Source organism: Cellulophaga tyrosinoxydans (assembly GCF_900176415.1).
In the GTDB taxonomy this organism is placed as follows: Bacteria; Bacteroidota; Bacteroidia; order Flavobacteriales; family Flavobacteriaceae; genus Cellulophaga; species Cellulophaga tyrosinoxydans.
In genome coordinates this window covers 368757-389123 of sequence record NZ_FWXO01000003.1, presented here as the reverse complement: position 1 = coordinate 389123, position 20367 = coordinate 368757, and the positions used below count along the sequence as shown (strand labels likewise).

At 33.1% G+C, this 20367-nt stretch carries 18 protein-coding genes; 13 read left to right on the top strand and 5 right to left on the bottom strand.

Translation table 11 applies throughout. The features are described 5' to 3' along the window. The first annotated feature begins 46 nt into the window (after positions 1-46). The 9 genes from porV to B8963_RS11340 all read left to right on the top strand — a co-directional run bounded on the left by porV (position 47) and on the right by B8963_RS11340 (position 9685). Positions 47-1201, top strand: coding sequence for a type IX secretion system outer membrane channel protein PorV (porV, locus tag B8963_RS11380; RefSeq protein WP_084061641.1), 1155 nt, complete (start codon positions 47-49; stop codon positions 1199-1201). Positions 1202-1345: 144 nt separating this feature from the next. Then, a complete protein-coding gene (gene cdd / locus B8963_RS11375) occupies positions 1346-1831 on the top strand; it encodes a cytidine deaminase (protein WP_084061640.1) in 486 nt (161 codons plus the stop codon). Positions 1832-2023: 192 nt separating this feature from the next. Further along, a complete protein-coding gene (gene pdhA, locus B8963_RS11370) occupies positions 2024-3022 on the top strand; it encodes a pyruvate dehydrogenase (acetyl-transferring) E1 component subunit alpha (protein ID WP_084061639.1) in 999 nt (332 codons plus the stop codon). A 4-nt stretch (positions 3023-3026) separates the two neighbouring features. Further along, complete coding sequence (locus B8963_RS11365) at positions 3027-4667, top strand: pyruvate dehydrogenase complex dihydrolipoamide acetyltransferase (RefSeq protein WP_084061638.1); 1641 nt, start codon at positions 3027-3029, stop codon at positions 4665-4667. Between the two features lie 83 nt (positions 4668-4750). After that, on the top strand, positions 4751-5785 hold the full coding sequence (locus B8963_RS11360) for a M28 family metallopeptidase (RefSeq protein ID WP_084061637.1): 1035 nt from the start codon (positions 4751-4753) through the stop codon (positions 5783-5785). Positions 5786-5787: 2 nt separating this feature from the next. Further along, positions 5788-6468, top strand: a complete 681-nt coding sequence (locus B8963_RS11355; RefSeq protein WP_084061636.1) for an SDR family NAD(P)-dependent oxidoreductase — start codon at positions 5788-5790, stop codon at positions 6466-6468. 53 nt (positions 6469-6521) lie between these two features. After that, complete coding sequence (locus tag B8963_RS11350; protein ID WP_084061635.1) at positions 6522-7124, top strand: SprT-like domain-containing protein; 603 nt, start codon at positions 6522-6524, stop codon at positions 7122-7124. 4 nt (positions 7125-7128) lie between these two features. Then, complete coding sequence (locus tag B8963_RS11345; protein WP_084061634.1) at positions 7129-8211, top strand: mannose-1-phosphate guanylyltransferase; 1083 nt, start codon at positions 7129-7131, stop codon at positions 8209-8211. Positions 8212-8218: 7 nt separating this feature from the next. Continuing rightward, positions 8219-9685 carry a DUF389 domain-containing protein gene (locus B8963_RS11340; RefSeq protein WP_084061633.1) on the top strand — a complete coding sequence of 489 codons (1467 nt, stop codon included), beginning with the start codon at positions 8219-8221 and terminating at the stop codon, positions 9683-9685. A gap of 16 nt (positions 9686-9701) precedes the next feature. Here the strand turns inward: B8963_RS11340 and B8963_RS11335 are convergent, their stop codons facing one another. Continuing rightward, entirely contained in the window at positions 9702-10469 is a 768-nt protein-coding gene (locus tag B8963_RS11335) for an ABC transporter ATP-binding protein (RefSeq protein WP_084061632.1), read from the bottom strand. Position 10470: 1 nt separating this feature from the next. Beyond that, on the bottom strand, positions 10471-11208 hold the full coding sequence (locus tag B8963_RS11330; RefSeq protein ID WP_084061631.1) for an MlaE family ABC transporter permease: 738 nt from the start codon (positions 11206-11208) through the stop codon (positions 10471-10473). Positions 11209-11392: 184 nt separating this feature from the next. Here B8963_RS11330 and pafA point away from each other — a divergent pair, with 184 nt between their 5' ends. Continuing rightward, a complete protein-coding gene (pafA, locus tag B8963_RS11325; RefSeq protein WP_084061630.1) occupies positions 11393-13078 on the top strand; it encodes an alkaline phosphatase PafA in 1686 nt (561 codons plus the stop codon). A 3-nt stretch (positions 13079-13081) separates the two neighbouring features. Here pafA and B8963_RS11320 read toward each other — a convergent pair whose 3' ends face one another. Beyond that, positions 13082-13933 (bottom strand): glycosyltransferase family 2 protein, encoded by an 852-nt coding sequence (locus B8963_RS11320; RefSeq protein WP_084061629.1) that lies wholly within the window; start codon positions 13931-13933, stop codon positions 13082-13084. Positions 13934-14180: 247 nt separating this feature from the next. Here B8963_RS11320 and B8963_RS11315 point away from each other — a divergent pair, with 247 nt between their 5' ends. The 3 genes from B8963_RS11315 to B8963_RS11305 all read left to right on the top strand — a co-directional run bounded on the left by B8963_RS11315 (position 14181) and on the right by B8963_RS11305 (position 18712). Further along, complete coding sequence (locus B8963_RS11315; RefSeq protein WP_234989656.1) at positions 14181-15422, top strand: cell envelope biogenesis protein OmpA; 1242 nt, start codon at positions 14181-14183, stop codon at positions 15420-15422. An 85-nt stretch (positions 15423-15507) separates the two neighbouring features. Further along, the gene (locus tag B8963_RS11310) at positions 15508-17298 is read left to right on the top strand and encodes a PorP/SprF family type IX secretion system membrane protein (protein ID WP_084061627.1); all 1791 of its coding nucleotides are present in this window, start codon (positions 15508-15510) and stop codon (positions 17296-17298) included. A gap of 781 nt (positions 17299-18079) precedes the next feature. Continuing rightward, on the top strand, positions 18080-18712 hold the full coding sequence (locus tag B8963_RS11305) for a response regulator transcription factor (protein ID WP_084061626.1): 633 nt from the start codon (positions 18080-18082) through the stop codon (positions 18710-18712). An 83-nt stretch (positions 18713-18795) separates the two neighbouring features. Here the strand turns inward: B8963_RS11305 and B8963_RS11300 are convergent, their stop codons facing one another. Further along, complete coding sequence (locus B8963_RS11300) at positions 18796-19221, bottom strand: DUF1801 domain-containing protein (protein WP_084061625.1); 426 nt, start codon at positions 19219-19221, stop codon at positions 18796-18798. Between the two features lie 127 nt (positions 19222-19348). Continuing rightward, a complete protein-coding gene (locus B8963_RS11295; RefSeq protein ID WP_084061624.1) occupies positions 19349-20173 on the bottom strand; it encodes an SGNH/GDSL hydrolase family protein in 825 nt (274 codons plus the stop codon). Positions 20174-20367: the final 194 nt, after the last annotated feature.

Genomic DNA, 20367 nt, shown 5'->3' with positions numbered 1-20367 from the left:
TGCTCCTAAAAAGTTTAGATAAATATTTAAGTTTAGAAAATGTAAGATGAAAAAAGTACTATTAGTTACACTATTATTAAGTATTGCAAAGTTAACTGCTCAAGATCCAAATGATCGGGTAATAACTACTGGAGTTCCTTTCTTGACTATTGCTGCGGATGCACGTGCATCTGGAATGGCGGACATAGGTGTGGCAACTTCGGTTGATGCCTTTTCTCAACAATGGAACCCTGCAAAATTTGCATTCGCAGAGCATAAAATGGGTATAGGTGTTAGTTACACTCCTTATTTAGAAAGTATAATTACAGATATTGCATTATTAAATGCTAATTTCTATAATAAAATAAATGACCAAAGTGCATTTGCATTAAGTTTAAGATATTTTACTTTAGGTGAAATAGAATTAAGACAATTTGCCAATGATCCTGGTACAACAGTTAAACCTAACGAGTTAGCAATAGATGGTTCGTATTCATTAAAGTTAAGTGAAACATTTTCTATGGCTGTTGCCGGACGCTTTATCAGTTCTAATTTAAAATTTCCTGATCAGACCGGTTCTGCAGATACTCAAGCAGCAAATGCATTTGCTGTAGATGTAGCAGGTTTTTATCGTTCTAGAGAAATTGCTTATAATAACTTTGATGGTCGTTGGAGAGCAGGTTTTAACCTTTCAAACTTAGGTAATAAAATCACCTATGATGAAGGTGGACAAGAAAACTTTTTGCCAACAAATTTAAAGTTTGGTGCAGGTTTTGACTTTATATTAGATATGGATAACAGACTAAGTATAAACTCTGAATTTAATAAGTTGTTAGTACCAACGCCTCAAGATTTTAATAATGATGGTGTGGTAAATGGTGATGATAATGCTGAATACCAAGAAATAGGTTTCTTGCAAGGCGTGTTTAAATCTTTTGGAGATGCCCCTGACGGTTTTTCTGAAGAATTAAAAGAAATAACTTGGGCACTTGGAGCTGAGTATGCATACCAAGAATCTTTTATGATTAGAACGGGTTATTTTAATGAGAGTGAAGAAAAGGGATCAAGAAAATTTTTCTCTTTAGGAGCAGGCTTTAAGTTCAAAGCAACACAGATAGATTTATCCTATTTATTCTCATCTTCAAAAATTCAAAACCCATTAGAAAATACTTTGCGTTTTTCTCTTACCTTTAATTTAGGAGAAGAGTTTATCAACGATTAAAAATGTTTAGCATATTTTAAAATCCAAACTAGAATTCGTGTTTTAGTTTGGATTTTTTTTGTTTTAAACATATCCAATTTAGCCTAGTGCAGGAAATTAAATTTATTATCTTTCGTAAAATTATTTTATCATAACAAGAATATATTGAAAAAGCATAAAATTACCATTGATTACACCGTATATCCCTCTTTACAGGATTTAGATGCAACCGATTCTAGTCTAATGAATCAAGCAATAGCTGCAAGAGCAAATGCATATGCGCCTTATTCTAATTTTCATGTTGGTGCTGCCGTTTTGCTAGCAAACGGAGAGGTTGTTATTGGCAATAATCAAGAAAATGCATCTTATCCATCAGGGTTATGTGCAGAGCGCGTTGCTATATTTCAGGCTGGGGCAAAATATCCAGGTATTGCTATAAAGGCAGTTGCTATAACAGCAACATCAAAAAACTATGTGGTAGAAGAGCCTGCAGCACCATGCGGTAATTGTCGGCAGTCGATGATAGAATATGAGCAAAAGCAGAAATCAGCTATTGCTATTTTACTTATGGGTGAGAAGGGTGAGGTAATTAAAATTAAGTCCTTAGCAGATATATTGCCATTAGCTTTTAGTAATTCCTTTTTAGAATAGAAGAATCTTATTTTATAAAGTAAATTTTAAAGAATTCTCACTTTTGAGATAGTATTCGTGTATTTTTTAATTGGGGCAACGCTTTTTGTTTAATTTTTTTCCCCTATTGATTTATATGTGTATTTTTGCTTCTCAATTTTTTTCTCCTAAAGTTGGATGGGAGTATCTTAGTTTTATAAAAATACGTATTTGATGGAAAAAATCACAAAAGAGGTCTACCTAAAATGGTATGAAGATATGTTGTTCTGGAGAAAATTCGAGGACAAACTAGCGGCTGTTTATATTCAACAAAAAGTTAGAGGGTTCTTGCACCTTTACAATGGTCAAGAGGCAGTTTTAGCAGGAGCACTTCATGCAATGGATCTTACCAAAGATAAAATGATAACTGCGTATAGAAATCACGTTCAGCCTATTGGAATGGGTGTTGATCCTAGAAAAGTTATGGCGGAATTGTTTGGTAAAGTTACAGGAACTTCAAAAGGGATGGGTGGTTCTATGCACATCTTCTCTAAAGAACACCGTTTTTATGGTGGTCATGGAATTGTTGGAGGTCAAATTCCATTAGGTGCTGGTTTGGCTTTTGCTGATAAATATAAAAAGAATGATGCGGTTACCCTATGTTATATGGGTGATGGTGCGGTTAGACAAGGTTCTTTGCATGAAACATTCAATTTAGCAATGTTATGGCAATTGCCAGTTGTTTTTGTTTGTGAAAATAACGGCTATGCTATGGGTACATCTGTGGCAAGAACATCATATTCTACAGATATTTGGAAACTTGGTTTGGGTTACGAAATGCCTTGCGGACCAGTTGATGGTATGGATCCAGTTACGGTTGCGAAAGAAATGAGTAAAGCCATTGAAAGAGCAAGAAGTGGAGGAGGACCTACTTTCTTAGAAATGAAAACATACCGTTATAGAGGTCACTCAATGTCAGATGCACAGCATTACAGAACAAAAGAAGAAGTAGAAGAATACAAGAAAATAGATCCAATTACACAAGTTTTAGATGTAATTAAGGAAAAGAAATACGCTACAGACGAGGAAATCAAAGCAATAGATAAAAGAGTTAAAAACCTAGTTTCTGAATGTGAGAAATTCGCAGAAGAATCTGATTTCCCACCAGTAAACCAATTATATGATATGGTTTACGAGCAAGAGAATTATCCATTTTTACAACATAAATTATAGGTACATGGCAGTAGTAATAAATATGCCGAGACTTAGTGATACCATGGAAGAAGGTACGGTAGCTAAGTGGTTAAAAAAAGTAGGAGATAAAGTTGAAGAAGGTGATATTTTAGCTGAAATTGAAACAGATAAAGCAACTATGGAATTTGAGTCTTTCAATGAAGGTACGTTGCTTCATATTGGAATTCAAGAAGGTGATGGTGCTCCAGTTGATACTCTTTTAGCTATAATTGGCGAAGAAGGTGAAGATATTTCTGGATTGTTGAATGGAGGTTCGGCTCCAGCGGCTGTGGTTGCTCCAGCAAAAGAAGAAGAAGTTGCTCCAAAACAAGAATCAAGTGAAGATTCAGAAGGAGCTACAGAAATACCAGAAGGTGTAGAGGTGATAAAAATGCCGCGTTTAAGCGATACCATGGAAGAAGGTACCGTAGCAACTTGGCTAAAAAAAGTAGGTGATAAAGTTGAAGAGGGAGATATCTTAGCGGAAATAGAAACCGATAAGGCGACTATGGAGTTTGAATCTTTTTACTCAGGTACTTTGTTATATATAGGTATACAAGAAGGAGAGTCTTCTCCTGTAGATGCTGTATTAGCCGTTATTGGACCAGAAGGTACTGATGTGGATAGTGTTTTAAAGGGTAAGCCTGCGACCAAAAAAGCAAGCGCGCCTGCAACAGAGACTACAGCTACAGAAAAAAAATCTACAGAAAATAAAGCAGAAGCAGTTACTACAGTAAGTGCTAATGATGGACAGCGAATTTTTGCTTCTCCATTGGCTAAAAAAATAGCCTCAGAAAAAGGTGTAAATCTTGCAAATGTAACTGGCTCTGGAGATAACGGAAGAATCGTTAAGAAAGATGTAGAGAATTTTGTGCCTTCAAAAGCGGCAAGTGCTTCGGCTCCAGTTGTAAATAATGCTACAGCTCAAGCAAATGTTGCGCCATTAAATCTTCCTGTTGGTGAAGAAAGTTTTGAAGAGGTTAAAAACAACCAAATGCGTAAGGTTATTGCCAAGCGTCTTGGAGAATCTAAATTTACAGCTCCTCATTACTATTTAACCATTGAGGTTTCTATGGATGATGCGAAAGCATCAAGAGCGCAAATAAACAACTTGCCAGATACTAAAGTATCATTTAATGATATGGTGGTAAAGGCATGTGCTATGGCACTTAAAAAACACCCACAAGTAAATACTACATGGAACGGAGATACTACACGTTATAATCATCATATTAGTGTAGGTGTTGCGGTTGCAGTAGAAGATGGTTTAGTGGTGCCTGTGTTGAAATTTACAGATCAAATGGGATTATCTCAAATTGGTGCTTCTGTAAGAGATTTAGCAGGTAAAGCTAGAAATAAGAAATTAACACCAGCCGAAATGGAAGGAAGTACTTTCACAGTTTCTAACTTAGGAATGTTTGGCATAGAAAGTTTTACCTCTATTATTAATCAGCCTAATTCAGCTATCTTATCTGTAGGAGCAATTATAGAAAAGCCAGTTGTTAAGAATGGTCAAATAGTTGTTGGTAGTACTATGAAACTTACTTTGGCTTGTGACCATAGAACGGTAGATGGAGCTACAGCAGCAGAATTTTTACAAACATTAAGATCTTATATTGAGAATCCAGTTACAATGCTGGCTTAGTATAAAATATATTTTAATATATCTAAAAGCATTCTAAGTAATTAGGATGCTTTTTTTATCTTTAAAATCTAAAATTTTAATTTATGAAAACCCTAATAAGTAGTTTTTTATTAATAGTATTAATTAGTTGTGGTAGTACTAAATCTAAACCCATAAATTCAGAGGAGACCACACCTGTAAAAACAAGTGTTAGTGCAACTAAAGAAGTTGCTGTCGGTGATGAAGATGCCGTAGCAGATGAGAAATTAAACGGATTTTCTAACGAGAAGAGAATGGGAGATTTAATGAATTTCTTAGCATCCGATGAATTACAAGGTAGAGATACTGGTAGTGAGGGTATAGCTAAAGCAGCAAGTTTTATAGAAAAAATATTTAAGAATAATAATATCCAACCGTATTTTGTTTCGTATAAAGATACGCTTACGAACTTCCCTGAAACTGCTTATAATATCGTAGGAATGGTAGAAGGTAATGACCCAAAACTTAAAAATGAGTACATAATTATTGGAGCACATTACGATCATATTGGTAGAGTTGCTGGTAATCCTGCCGATGATATAGCCAACGGAGCTAATGATAATGCTACAGGCACAAGTACTGTTTTAGAATTAGCACGGTATTTTGGAAATGCAAAAACAAATAAAAGAACTTTACTATTTGCATTGTTTAGCGCTGAAGAAAAAGGACTTTTAGGATCTAAGCATTTAGCAGAAAAATTAAAGGCTCAGAATTTTAATCTATACACCATGCTAAATTTTGAAATGACAGGAGTTCCGTTAGTTGACAAAGATTATAAAATGTACCTAACTGGATATGAAAAATCAAATCTAGCGGAAGTTGTAAATGAGTATGCTAATGAAAATTTTGCTGGGTTTTTACCAAAAGCTAAAGAGTTTAGTTTGTTTATGCGTTCCGACAATTACCCATTTCATAATACTTTTAATGTGCCTTCACAAACATTTAGCACATTCGATTTTACAAATTTTGATCATTATCACGGTGTTGATGATGAAGCTGAATTAATGAATTTTAGTCACATGGCAGAGTTGGTAAACGATTTAATCGCTATTATTGAAGGCATAGCCGATGCTCCAACACAAGAAATAAAGTATAACTAGCTATGGCTAATATTATAATAACAGGTTCTAGTAGAGGTATAGGTTTTGAAATGGCAAAACTTTTTGCTGATGAAGGTCATCAAGTGTTGGCCTTGTCTAGGAATGACGCACCTATTCTAGCTCTTAATCATCAAAATATTACAACATTTCCTTTTGATATATCTTCTCAAAAAGATCTTGATATTGTTTCTGATTTTATATCTTCTACTTGGCATCAAGTTGATATTCTCATTAATAATGCAGGGAAGTTATTGAACAAACCATTTCTAGAAATTTCTGAGAAAGAATTTCAAGAGGTTTATAACGTAAATGTGTTTGGAGTTGCAAGTATTACAAAGGTTGTTTTACCAAAAATGCCAAAGAATGGGCATGTGGTTACCATAAGTTCTATGGGTGGTGTTCAGGGAAGTATGAAATTTCCAGGGTTGGCAGCATACAGTTCCAGTAAGGCTGCAGTAATAACATTAACGGAATTATGGGCGGAAGAATTTAAAGAAACTGGTCCTTCTTTTAACGTGTTGGCTCTTGGTGCCGTACAGACTGAAATGCTCGAAGAGGCTTTTCCAGGATATAAAGCGCCAAATACAGCATTGGAGATGGCGAGTTATATTAAAGATTTTGCGCTAACAGGTCATAAGTTTTATAATGGTAAACTACTTCAGGTTAGTAGTAGTACGCCATAAATTAAAGAGAAATAATTAATTTGTAATTCGCAATTCATTTCTATTTTTGCTACATGCGTAAGACACTAGAAAAATACCTTCCAGAGCGTTCAATAGAAACATGTATTGAATTGATCAAGGTAAACAGTGTTAATCTAAAAATTGTAAATCAGCGCGTTACAAGGCATGGAGATTATAGGAGATTGCCCGATGGCTCACATAAAATTACGGTAAATGCATCATTAAATAAATACCGCTTTTTAATAACTTTGGTGCATGAAATTGCACACTTGGTAGCTTTTGAAAAATATGGTAGAAAAATAAAGCCACATGGGATAGAGTGGAAACGAACCTTTCAATATTTAATGTTGCCATTTATTCACCCTGAAGTATTTCCAAATAAAGTTTTGCCTTTGGTAGCAAATCATTTTAGAAATCCGAGTGCAAGTAGTGATACAGATGCTAAGCTATCAATAGCTTTAAAAGAGTTTGACGCACAATTTAAAGAAAAATCTTACGTTTTTGAAATACCTTATGGGAGTATTTTCCGAATTCATAATGGTAGAATTTTTAAAAAAGGAAATAAAAAAGTTAAACGCTACGAATGTATGGAGTTGACAACAGGAAAATCATATTTGTTTCAACCCAATGCAGAAGTAGAACTAATAAAAGATTAAATAAATGAACAATAATTATTATGCCGTTTTAATGGCTGGAGGAGTAGGATCTCGTTTTTGGCCAATTAGTACCACTGAAAACCCAAAACAATTTCACGATATGTTGGGTACTGGAGATACCTTAATCCAAAAAACATTTAAGCGATTAAATAAATTTGTTCCAAAGGAAAACATCCTCATTTTAACCAATGAACGTTATAACGATTTGGTTTTGGGGCAATTACCTTTAGTAAAACAAGATCAAGTAGTTTTAGAACCAGCTATGCGTAATACAGCACCTTGTATTTTATATGCTGCTTTAAAAATTCAAAAGAAGAATCCTAATGCAGTAATGATTGTTGCGCCTAGTGATCATTGGATAGAAGATGAAGCGGCGTTCGCTGAGGATGTTCAAATGTGTTTTGATAAGTGTGAGAAAGAAGATGTTTTATGTACTTTGGGTATAAAACCAACTTTTCCAAATACGGGTTTTGGATATATAGAATTTAAAAAGGATAGTCCAGTTGCTGGCCTAAAAAAAGTAGATCAGTTTAGAGAAAAACCTGATTATGAGACTGCAAAAGAATTCTTAGCACAAGGAAATTTTCTTTGGAATGCTGGTATTTTTATGTGGAGTGTTAAGACTATTGTAGATGCTTTTAAGAATTTTCAACCAACGCAATACGCTTTATTTGAAAAGGGAATTAGTGTATATAATACGTCAACAGAACAGGATTTCATTAATGAGAATTATCCTAATGCCGAAAATATTTCTATTGATTATGCTATTTTAGAACAATCGAAAAGTATTTATGTTTTACCAGCTACTTTTGATTGGAATGATTTAGGTACATGGGGATCGCTTTATGATAAATTAGATAAAGATGAAGACAATACTGCTGTGGTAAATGGTCGTGTACTTAGCCAAGATGCTGAAGGCAATATGATTAGAACTGCAAAAGGTAAAATTGTTGTTGTTGATGGTCTTAGTGATTATATTATTGTAGATAAAGAAGATGTTTTGTTAATTTACCCAAAATCTAAAGAGCAAGATATTAAGCAAGTGCTTGTGAAGGTTAAAGATAAATTTGGTAAACAGTATACCTAATTAATTTATGAGTGAAGAAATAAATAAGGATCAAATTGCTCCCAACCAAAATGAAGAGGCACAGGGAGAAGAGGTGAAAAAAAGTTTTCAAGGTCTTTTAGGAACTACAAAACAATTTTTATCAGAATTATTAGACATTACGCAGAACACAGATCAAGATGCTACGCGTGAATCTATAGTTGCTGATATTCCCTTTAAAGGTCATACCTCTTGGATTTTAATCTGTTCCATATTTATTGCTTCTATTGGTTTAAACGCCAACTCTACCGCTGTGGTAATTGGCGCCATGTTAATATCGCCACTAATGGGTCCTATTCTTGGAATGGGTCTTTCACTAGCTACTAATGATATAGACACATTAAAACGTTCTATTAAGAATTTTACCGTAATGGTGATTCTTAGTATACTCACAGCTTTTTTGTTTTTCGAGTTTTTTCCGCTTAGAGTAGAATCGTCAGAATTATTAGCGCGTACTGCACCCGATATTAGAGATGTATTAATTGCATTTTTTGGAGGTCTTGCCTTAGTTATAGCGCGTGCAAAAAAAGGCACTATTGCAAGTGTTATTTTCGGAGTAGCTATTGCAACGGCATTAATGCCTCCTTTATGTACTGTTGGTTTTGGATTAGCCATTGGTAATTTTAAGTATGCTTTTGGAGCTTTGTATTTATTTACCATTAATACTATTTTTATTGGCTTAGCAACTTTTCTAATTATAAAATTGTTGCGTTTTCCTATGGTGCGTTATGCAAATTCGCAGCGTAGGAGATTAATTGCAAGATTAGCTTCATTAGTAGCAATTGCTGTTATGGTGCCTGCTGGATGGACATTTTATAATGTTTTTAACGAATCGTTATTTAAAAAACAAGCGAACGAGTTCTTGGCAGAAACCATTGGTATTTATCAATTTGATGATGGTGGGTTGTATTTAGATAATTTAACCAAAATAGAATATAATGATGGTGTAAATCCTGTAATTGAGGTTGTTTGTATGGGTGACAATCCCATTCCGCAAAGTGTTATTGATACTTGGAGAGTACAAAAAAATGATATTAGTAGGTTAAAAAATGCCACTCTAAATGTTAATCAGGGAGGAAAAGACAGTTCAAAAGAAAAGTTAGATTACGTAAATGAATTATACGAAGCTAAAAAAGCGGAGTTATTGACAAAAGATGAACGGATCAAAATACTTGAACAAGATTTATTTAAGTTAAGTAAATTAGCGTCAACGCAAATTCCGTTTTCTGATATTAGCGCAGAAGCAAAAACGAATTATGAAAATTTAGCTTCTTTTAGTTATGCCTACACCATAGAAACCAATTTTCAAAAGCAAGATACGATTCCTGTATTTGATGTGCATTGGAAAGAAAATACTAAACCAGAACAAATAGCTACGGATTCTAAAAAGTTAAGTGATTGGTTAAAACTTAGATTAAAAAATAATAAAATTCAAGTTAGAACAACTACTAAGTAAGATTAAAGAAAGAACATTAATTACGCTCTTCAATATACATTTGCCTTACTTTTTTAAATAATTCAGAAGAATAAACAAAATCGGTAACCGCTGCGTTATCGGTTTTGAAAATTTCTTTATTGGTTCCTTCCCATTCTTTAAGTCCGTTTTTAAGAAATAATATTTTTTGACCAATTTCCATAACAGAATTCATGTCATGGGTATTAATTACAGTGGTAATATCATATTCTTCGGTAATCTCTTGAATAAGATTATCTATAAGTATTGCTGTTTTTGGATCCAACCCAGAGTTAGGTTCATCGCAAAATAAATATTTCGGATTCATAACAATTGCTCGGGCTATAGCAACTCTTTTTTGCATACCTCCCGAAATTTCCGCTGGAAACTTATTATGAGCATCAATTAAGTTAACACGTTTTAATACAATGTCTACACGCTCTTGCATTTCAGATTTAGATTGCTTGGTAAACATTTCTAGAGGAAACATCACATTACCTTCAACAGTCATAGAATCAAACAATGCGCTTCCTTGAAAAACCATCCCCATTTCTTGACGAAGGTCTCTTTTTTCATCACCCGTTAAACTAGAATAATCTCTTCCGTCATAAGAAATGATTCCTTGCTCGGGTTCAAACAGGCCTAGCAAACATTTTAAAAATACTGTTTTACCAGAACCACTCTGTCCAATAATTAAATTGGTTTTGCCTTTTTCAAAAGTGGTGCTGATACCTTTTAATATTTCAGAATCACCAAATGATTTATGGATGTCATTAACTACTATCATATTAGCCTAGTAAAAGTTGTGTTAATACATAATTTACCAGAATAATTACCACACTGGTCCAAACGAATGATGTTGTACTTGCTTTACCAACCTCCAATGCGCCACCTTTCATAAAATAACCATGGAATGATGGAATGGTTGCAATGATAAAAGCAAATAGAATGGTTTTTATAAAAGCATAGGTAACATGAAATGCAATAAAATCTAATTGTATTCCTTCAATAAAATCTGCACTAGTACAAAATCCACCAAATACACTAGCTAGCCAACCACCAAAAATACCTACATACATACCAATTGCTATGGCAAACGGATAAAAACATAAAGCGATTATTTTTGGGAATACCAGATAGTTTAGCGAATTTACACCCATAACTTCTAAGGCATCTATTTGTTCGGTAACACGCATAGTACCAATACTAGAGGTAATATAAGATCCAACTTTTCCAGCCATAATAATAGAGGTAAAAGTAGGAGCAAATTCAAGTATAACTGATTGTCTTGTTGCAAACCCAATTAAATTTCTTGGTAATAGTGGGTTGGTAAGGTTGAGTGCTGTTTGTATGGCAACAACACCACCAATAAAAAATGATATAAAAATGATGATACCAAGAGAACCAAAAATAAGTTCATCTATTTCTTTTAAGATAAGAGATTTCATTATTCTCCATTTGGTAGGTTTTTTAAAAACCTCACGAATCATAATAAAATAACTGCCAATAGCTGCTAGGTAGTTCATTAACTAAATAATCTTGTTCGTGTAAAAATAATAATATTATATCGTTTGCCACTTTTTATTCGAAGAAAAGAAAATCATAATAACTAACATTTAAAATTGTCACCCTAGAATTTAAATTCATTTAACTTTTATTTCATTTGTAAAAGTATTTTATTAATTATTTTTAGCCCCTAAAATTAGGTTTATGAATACTAGAAAGTGTGTTGTTTTATTTCTTTTAATGTTTTTTGGGTTAAATAGTTTGCTGGTACAAGCACAGAAAAAATCAAAAAATAAATCTAAAGCAGACACAAAAATAGAGGCTCCATTTGAATCTCCGAAATTAGTGGTGGGAATAATTGTGGATCAAATGAGGTTTGATTATTTAAATAGATTTTGGAACCAATATGGAGATGGTGGTTTTAAAAGAATGGTAAATGAAGGTTTTAATTGCAAGAATAATTTCTTTAATTATGTGCCTACCTATACCGCTCCCGGACATGCTTCTGTGTATACCGGAACAACACCTTCTAATCATGGGATTATTGGTAATAACTGGTATGATAAGGAGTTAGATAAAGAAGTATACTGTGTTTCTGACGATTCTTACGCATCAGTAGGGACAACTTCTGATGCTGGACAAATGTCTCCTTTTAGAAATAATGTTACGACCATGACCGATCAATTGCGATTACATACACAGATGCAAGGAAAAGTAATTGCCGTAGCATTAAAAGATAGGGGAGCTGTATTGCCTGGAGGTCATACCGCCAATGCAGCTTATTGGTTTCATGGTAAAGATGAAGGTAAATGGATAACCAGTACTTTTTATATGAACGAATTACCAAAATGGGTAGTTGATTTTAATGCTGCTGATAAAGCAGAATCTTATAAAAAGCCATGGACAACCTTGAAAAATAGTAACACATATACGGCAAGTGGTACTGATGCTAACGCCTATGAAGGACTATTTAAAGGAGAAGTAAATTCTGCGTTTCCGCATGATGTACCTGCGCTATGGGATGCTAATGGTCAGTACGACTTAATAAAAGCTACACCTTATGGCAATAATTTAACAACCGATTTTGCTTTAGCTGCTCTAGAAGGAGAAAATTTAGGTTCTGATGCTATTACTGATTTCTTAGCTATTAGTTATTCCAGTACTGATTATGTTGGGCATATGTATGGCGTAAATTCTAAAGAAGTAGAGGATACATATATTAGGTTAGATGCTGATTTAGAAAGACTATTTAATACGTTAGATGCAAAAGTAGGTAAAGGTGCCTATACTGTTTTTTTAACATCGGACCATGCAGCGGTAGATGTTCCGGCATATTTAGCAGATCAAAAAATACCTGCAGGGTATTTTAAAACCAGTCAAATAAAAGAGAAATTTAATGACTATTTAAAGTACTCTTTTGGAACTACAGACATTGTAAAAAACATATCCAACGATCAAATATTTCTAGATCATAAAATTGTTAAAAACCTTGATTTAGGATTGGAAGAGGTTGAAAAACAAATAGCTAGAGAATTAATGTCTTATGGTATTTACGATCGTGTGTATACAGGAGTACAGATGTGGGAGAATAATTATACTAGTGGAGTTTCTTATGTTCTTCAAAATGGTTACAATCACCAAAGATCTGGCGATATTTTAATGGTAATGAAACCAAATGTAATAGGGTATAACAAAACGGGATCTACTCATGGTTCGGCATATTCTTATGATACCCATGCTCCTTTATTGTTTTTTGGAAAAGGAATTAAAAAAGGTGAAACATTGAATAGAACTGAGATTCCGGATATTGCACCAACAATTTCGGCATTATTAGGTATTGAATACCCTAATGGTACTTCTGGAAATCCTATAGTTGAGGTATTAGAATAGCAATTAAATAAATTGTTGTTTTATTCCTTTCCATCGTAAACTGCGAATAAATTTGCCCTCTCTTGGTGTTACTATGTAGGGGGCTTTTTCTTTATATGCAGTTAAATAACCAGACATATTAGCTACAAAGGCTTTCGGTTTTTTTTGCATCCAGGCCATTTTTAACGAAGCAATAAGTGTAATTATTAAACCATAACGCATACTATACATTGCCTTGCCTTGCAATAGTTTTGCTTTCTTGTTGTAAGCTTTGCCAGTTGGTCTAAGATGTTTAACTTTTAAATTGGTCAAAGTAATAATATCATAGCCGTAGAATTTAGCTAAAAGCTCATCAACTGTATCCCAGCCCATTGCAGTTTTTAAGCCATCTATTGCTTCAAAACATTTTTTAGAATAGGCTTTTATGGCACCTCTAACATGATCTTTGTTCATGGGGTGGTTAAGTTTCCAGTCACCTGTGGAGTCTTGTTCATAAATAAACCCACCTACAACACCTGCTTTTTTGTTAGTTTCAAATGTGGCAGCTACAACTTCAAAATAATTATTGGGCAAAATAATATCGGCATCTAGTTTTACTATAAAATCATAATCACTATCCAAGGTATTATAGCCTTTGTTAAAAGCTTGTATTACCTTACTGCCAGGCATGTGATCCGTTGTAGATGTAGCATTTATTTTTTCGAAAATTGGACTAGCTAAAAGGTATTGGTTAATGATTGTTTCTGTTTTATCAGTAGAATTGTCATTTACCACAAGCACTTTTTTAGGTGCTAATGATTGCGCTAAAAGAGATTGTAACGTTTTTTCTATAAAAGCTTCCTCATTATGCGCGGGAATAACAACGTAATAATTCATCCTAATAATTTATAATTTTTCAAAGATACTATTGAATTATGAATTATGCAGTTGCCTCTAAAATTGTTTTCAGCTACTGGTTTTTATGAGCTGTAATTAAATTTTTTTCGAGCATTTCATCGATTAAGTGTCTTATTTTTCGATGAAATACACAATTTCATAAAAAACCTATGAAATTTTATTAGTAATTACTCTGAAATATTTCGTGAATTTTGTCGAAGATATTAACCCCTTTATCGAAACTGTTATGAAAAATAATTTAACCTACAACGTATTTCTTGCAGTGATTATTGCATTTTCATGCCTAACACTACAAGCTCAAAATTTAAAATCACTTAAGGGTGAAACTACCAAAATAAGTGAGGCTAATAAGCGCCAAGAAAACTATAATGCTCTGAAGCAACTGGGCTATAGTGAACAAGAAATTTATGAAGATTTAGGTAATGCTAATTTCTTAAGTGAAAATTATGATACAGCGTTATTCTGGTATACAAAGCTTTTTAAGCTAACCGATGGAAATGCTATAAGTAATAGCTATTTAGAGCGCTACAATCATGCATTAAAAATGACAGATAATACTAATGTGAAAAAAGTTGCTGAGAAAAAGGACTGGGTAGCTGATGTTAAGTCTGATTATTATAAGAAAGAAGATAGAGAAAGTAAGTTTAATGACTTTTTTATTAATCCAACAGCTAGTAGAAAAGTATTAGAAGATTTTGTTGCTCGCGAAACAGCACAGCCAATATCAGCAAGTAATACTACTACATCAGCAACTAACGAGGTGCATATTGCCATAGCTCCAGACGGTAGTACTGCGTATTATAGCAAATCTATATATGTAAAGCCTGAATACGGAGTGTTCTCAAAAAAAGAATTAGTAACTAAAATTTACAAGGCAGCAAAGGTTTCCGGACAATGGAAAACACTTGAAGAAGTTGCTTTAGGTCCAAAGAATTCATCTGCTATGCATCCAGCATTATCAGAAGATGGTAAGCGTTTGTTTTTTGCATCAGATATGCCAGGTAGCTTTGGAAAGTTCGATATTTATGTTGCAGATATCAGTAAAGATGGTACTGTTGGAATTGCAAAAAATTTAGGTAAAAAAGTTAATACAGATGAAAATGATCTGTATCCAAATATTGTGGGAGGGACTTCGCTATTTTTCGCCTCAAATGGGCATAAAGGCTATGGGGGACTAGATGTTTTTATGGTGGAAGTAGCTAATAACAAGGTTGGCTGGTCAGTCAACCTTGGTAGTCCCATTAACAGCAACCAAGATGAGTTTTCATTAGATATTGTTAGCGAAAACGGAGTTGGCTATGTATTGCTAAATAGAGGAGAGGAGAAAGGACAATCTCAAAAAGTGGCCTTTAGTTACTCTAAATCTGCAAATGGATTTACTCCTGATAAAAAAGAAGATGGCATTTTAGAAGCACTAAATACAGAGTCTAAAATAAACTATGCAACTTCTATTTTCGAAGATAAATAACCCCATTATTTATGACGGCTACTAATGCATCCTACAATTATAGCATTAGATAACAACTGAAAAAACCCAATTAATTTCCCCAAAGATGAACTACTTAACCCACATATTCAATAAAACTGTAGTGATTACTGCAATAGTAGTTACTATAGGCATGCAAAGTGTACTTGGTCAAGAACAAGCAACAACTAATTTTGGTTCAAAAACCACGTATCATAATCAATTGTTCTTTAATAGATTTTTAATAAACCCTACCTTTTCTTTGGTAAGAGAAAACAAATCTTATATCAATATTTTGCATAGAAATCAATACAGCACCTTTGAAGACAATAACCAAAATTATTTTATTGGTTTTAGCAATAAAATAAATGAGAATACAGCTTTAGGTTTAGGGGTCTATAGTCAATGGTCTGGTGTTGTACAAGAATTTGGATTTAACGCTAATTATGCCACATCGGTGCAATTAGGGAATAAAAGTAGCTTAACCTTTGGAACTAATGTTACGTATTTTAGTGATGGATTAGATAAAAACAGAATTGTTGCAGACGAAAGCGATCCAGAATTAGCACAAGCTCAAAAAGAAAGTAAAATTGCTATTCAACCAGGTATTACTTTATCTATTGGTAAGTTCGATTTTAGTGTATATGCACAAGATTTGTTTAAATACAATCAATCTACAAATGAATTTTTAACCAATTTTAATGATAAGAGTATAAAAGCAGCGGTACAGTATACACATATGCTTGGTGCTACAAGAGGTTTATTTGCTAATGGTAGATTAACGCCTATGGTGCAAGTTGCCCGTAATAGTGATAATAGTATAGCTTACGTTGGATCTATGGTTTTAGAACTACCTAAATATGGTTGGTTACAAACCACATTTGATCAAGATTACGGACTTTCGGCTGGTTTTGGTTTTAACTTAAATGATAAAATGTCTTTAGGTTATTTAATGGAAAAAGATGTTGCCAATACGGAAGCAGATTTGGGTTGGAACCATGAACTTTCTGTTGCGTATACGTTTAAGAACAATAAACAAACTTTAGCGGATTATGTGGATAGTTCACAAGACAGTAAAGTAGATGCTATAATTAGAAACTATGAAGAGCAAATATTACAGTTAATGTCTGCGCAGCAACAAAAGAAAATTGAAGGTGAAAAAGAAAATGCAATGGAAAAGGCAGACGACTCACCATCTAAATCAAACAAGAAAGCTGCGCCAAGAAAAGGAAGAAAAACTATAGAAAGAGGTGCTGGATCTACTGGAATGGCCCTAAATGAAGTAAAAGAAGATGTAAATTCTTTAGCATACCAAAATAGCTTAATACTAGATGAATTAATTTACAGATTAGATTCTTTGGAGTCTACTAGAAATGATGAATTCGAAAAAAGATTTGAAGCTATGGTAAGAATTTTAAAGAATGAAGTAAAGACTGCAAATAGTACTGAAATGTCAAGATTGGCTTACAACAACCCTAATGATGTTTTGGCAAATAATAACGCTGCGGTTAAGAAAACCTATGCAATTAATAACGATCACAATCAAAAAAGCTATGAAAAATTACCAATAAAGGTGTTGAATCAGGCAAATATAGAAGGTGTAAAAACAGGTTATTATGTTATTGCAAATGTTTATAAAACAGAAAAGTATTTAAATGCCTTTATGAAGAACTTACAAAATAGAGGTCTTAGTCCTAAGAAATTTTACAATAAAGAAAATGGACTTTACTATGTCTACTTAGCAGATTATGATGTTAAGCAAGATGCAGAATCAGCTTTTGTTTCCAATTTAAACGGAAAGTACAACGACGAAAAGTGGATTATGCAGATAGATAATATGAATGCAACAGCTACTGTAGCTAATGTATATGAAGATTAAAAAAGTATTTCAATAGTTTTTATTTGAGTTAGTCAGTTTTAATTTAAGTCTAAAATCTGCTAAATTACCCAAGATGGTTCTAAACTATCTAGGTGATTTAGTAGATTTTTTTGTTTTAAAAAGGATATAAATACTGCGTCTAAAAACTTTTCGATGAACTGCATTGGGCAAAAAATAAATTTATTTTGTTGAAAAACAATATGTTGTAGATGAACTACGTTTCAGACCGCAATATTTATTTCATTTTGTAGGAAAAATATTACTTATTTGTGTTAAGTTTGTTTATTATTTGTTAAATTTAGAATAGGCAAACAATATAAATATAGTAGACACTAAAGTTTAATTTTAAAAATACAAGCATATAAAAATACTTTTACTAAATTTTTAATCCCCCAATCTTATGAAAACAGTACTACTCAAAAATCATCCTATTCACGGATTTTTTAAACTCCATTTCAAAAAAAGCAAAGACACTTTTACATTTATAAAAGAAACGGTTCAGCTACTCGAAACCAAGGCTTTGTTTTTTAGGCATAGCCATCAAACTTTATAAACTTTAATTCCCTTAATCAAGGCAATTTTATTGTAATTTTTTCGTCTAAATATAGTCCCCCTTTATTTTAGATGTAGTCATTACTTTAGCTTATTTGGATAGTTCCCCATAACTATCCCATAGGAATTCTTGTCTTTTTTTTCGAGGTATTTAAACTAAATTAAGTATAACTATTAATGTCTTTTGTTGCCCAAACACTAGAGACATTACTACTAAAACCCCTACAATATGAAGTCAAATGTTCTTAAAATTATGATCATTGATAACGAAACGCAATATCATGAAGGCTATCGTTATTTTTTTCAGACCTACACAGATTATAAACTAGTTGGTATGTATACTTCTGTAAAAGTAGCCTTACTAAACTTTAACTCTGTAAACCCCGATATTATTGTATCGGAAGTTGCTTTGCCAGAAATTGGCGGTATTGAAGCTATTAAACATTTTAGAAAATTAAACGCAAACATAAATGTTATCATGCTGAGTGCTGATAGTGATTTTGATCAAGTTAAACGCGCTTTCAAAAACAGTGCTCATGGTTATTTAACTAAACCTGTAACTAAGCAACGATTGCATCATGCTTTAGACTCTATAAAGTTTGAAGGTGCCGCTATGAGTCATGAAATTGCTAAAAAGCTAATCGCTATGTTTCAGCAAAAAAAATATGCTTCTTTCTCTAAACGCGAAAATCAAATTATAGAATATCTGTGCCAAGGAAATACCTATAAAATGATTGCGCAACAATTATTCATCACAGCAAGTGCAGTGAATTTTCATATTCAGAATATTTACCTAAAACTTAATGTAAACTCTAAATCAGAGGCTTTGGTGAAATTAAAAGAAATGGAAGCATATACTTAAAATAGGATTTAATTTCAGTGTTGATGAAGCTTTTTTAGAAACTTAAACGTTTCTGAAAAGGCTTCTTGTTATTAGAGGGTAATTTAAATGCCTAATGTTGGTAAATGTTTAACTTTATGATACATCAATGTTGCTTTAATACAATGTTTAAGCGCCTCTTTCGGAATTTCATCTTCTAAATTAAACACAATAGCCCTTTTTCCCTCGTACGTAAACGTATTTTTAAAATGTAATTTAAATGTTTCTACCAATCTACTAGTGCATTTAAAATATAGGGCATATTGGGTTGGTGTTTTAGCTTTCCAGTCCATTCTAAGTGTACTGCCAGTTTTGGTAATATAACTAGGTTCTCCCCATTTTAAAGTTTCTTCTAGTTTTGTAATTTCTTCAATTTCCTTTGCTGTTTCCAATACTAATTCACGGAGCGCATACATTTGTTTTTGCACCAGTTTTGGGTAGTTGCTAAATACTTTTTCAACTTCTGGGTTGGAATGTAATTCTAGGGACATTTGATATCGTTTTTTTATATACAGCTGAAAGTATTTGGTTGGTAAATCTAGTTTTATGAAGTAACTAAAATAGCGAATGAAATTAAGAAAGTAAAATCTTTATACTAAAGCAGAAAGCCATCTAAATTTAATTTTTCTTTAAGGCTTTTTGCGCTGTGGTTTTTGTTGTTAGAGCTTTGTTCAGTGTTTCATTCTTAAATACTTCACTGGCAATATCTTTTCCCCAAATTTGATAAGTTAATTTAGAAGGATGCACTCCATCGCTAAAAAAGTCTTGCTTTTTATTATTTAAATTAAACTTAGTTATCCAACCTTGTAAGGTAATTTTATCGCCAAAGTAAAACACATGGTCATACTCCTTCACCGTTTTACGTAATTCTTCACCCAAAATCTCAACAAGGTTACCAACCGTAAATTTAATAAGCGATGTAAAGGAAGGAAATTCTTTTATTGGAGGCATATTGCAAAATACTATCATTGCGCCAGGAAATTTGGCTGTCAGAGATTCAATTACCAATCTAATTTCTGTATTCCATTTAGAAGGTCTGTTTAGGGTAAAGGCATCATTTCCACCTAAACCAATAACTATTAGCGTTGGATTTTTTTCGGTTATTTTCGGAATCAGTTTGTCGGTTAATCTTTTGGCAGTATAGCCACTCCGTGCGTAAACACGCCATGATAAATTTGTATTAAACAGCATAGAAAGTTCTTTAGCAAATGTACCTGCAAAACCCTCTTTATGGGTATCAACACCTACGCCGGCAAAGGTGCTTTCGCCAAGGAATATCACATTCATTGCATGATCCGAATTTTTACATACATCACAAAAACCTTCTGTTCCTTCTGCTTCGGGTAGTTTTGGCACACTAGCGCGTATACGCTTTCCTTGAAAATACATAATTGGTAATAAAGGAAAAGAAACAAAAGCTCCTAATATATATCTAAGATTCATTGCTTGTTTTTTGTGTAATCTGTGTTGAAAGTAAGGGAAAGTTTTTGGGTGTAAACACCTAATTTAGCAAATAAAAACCGACTAGAAAATCCGCAAGGAATTTCGTAAGTAAGCTAAAACGAGCTATAAATTATTTAGAGGGTTATCTTTATTTTTTTGTATTCCATTCACTCGTTTTCTAATATTCATAATGC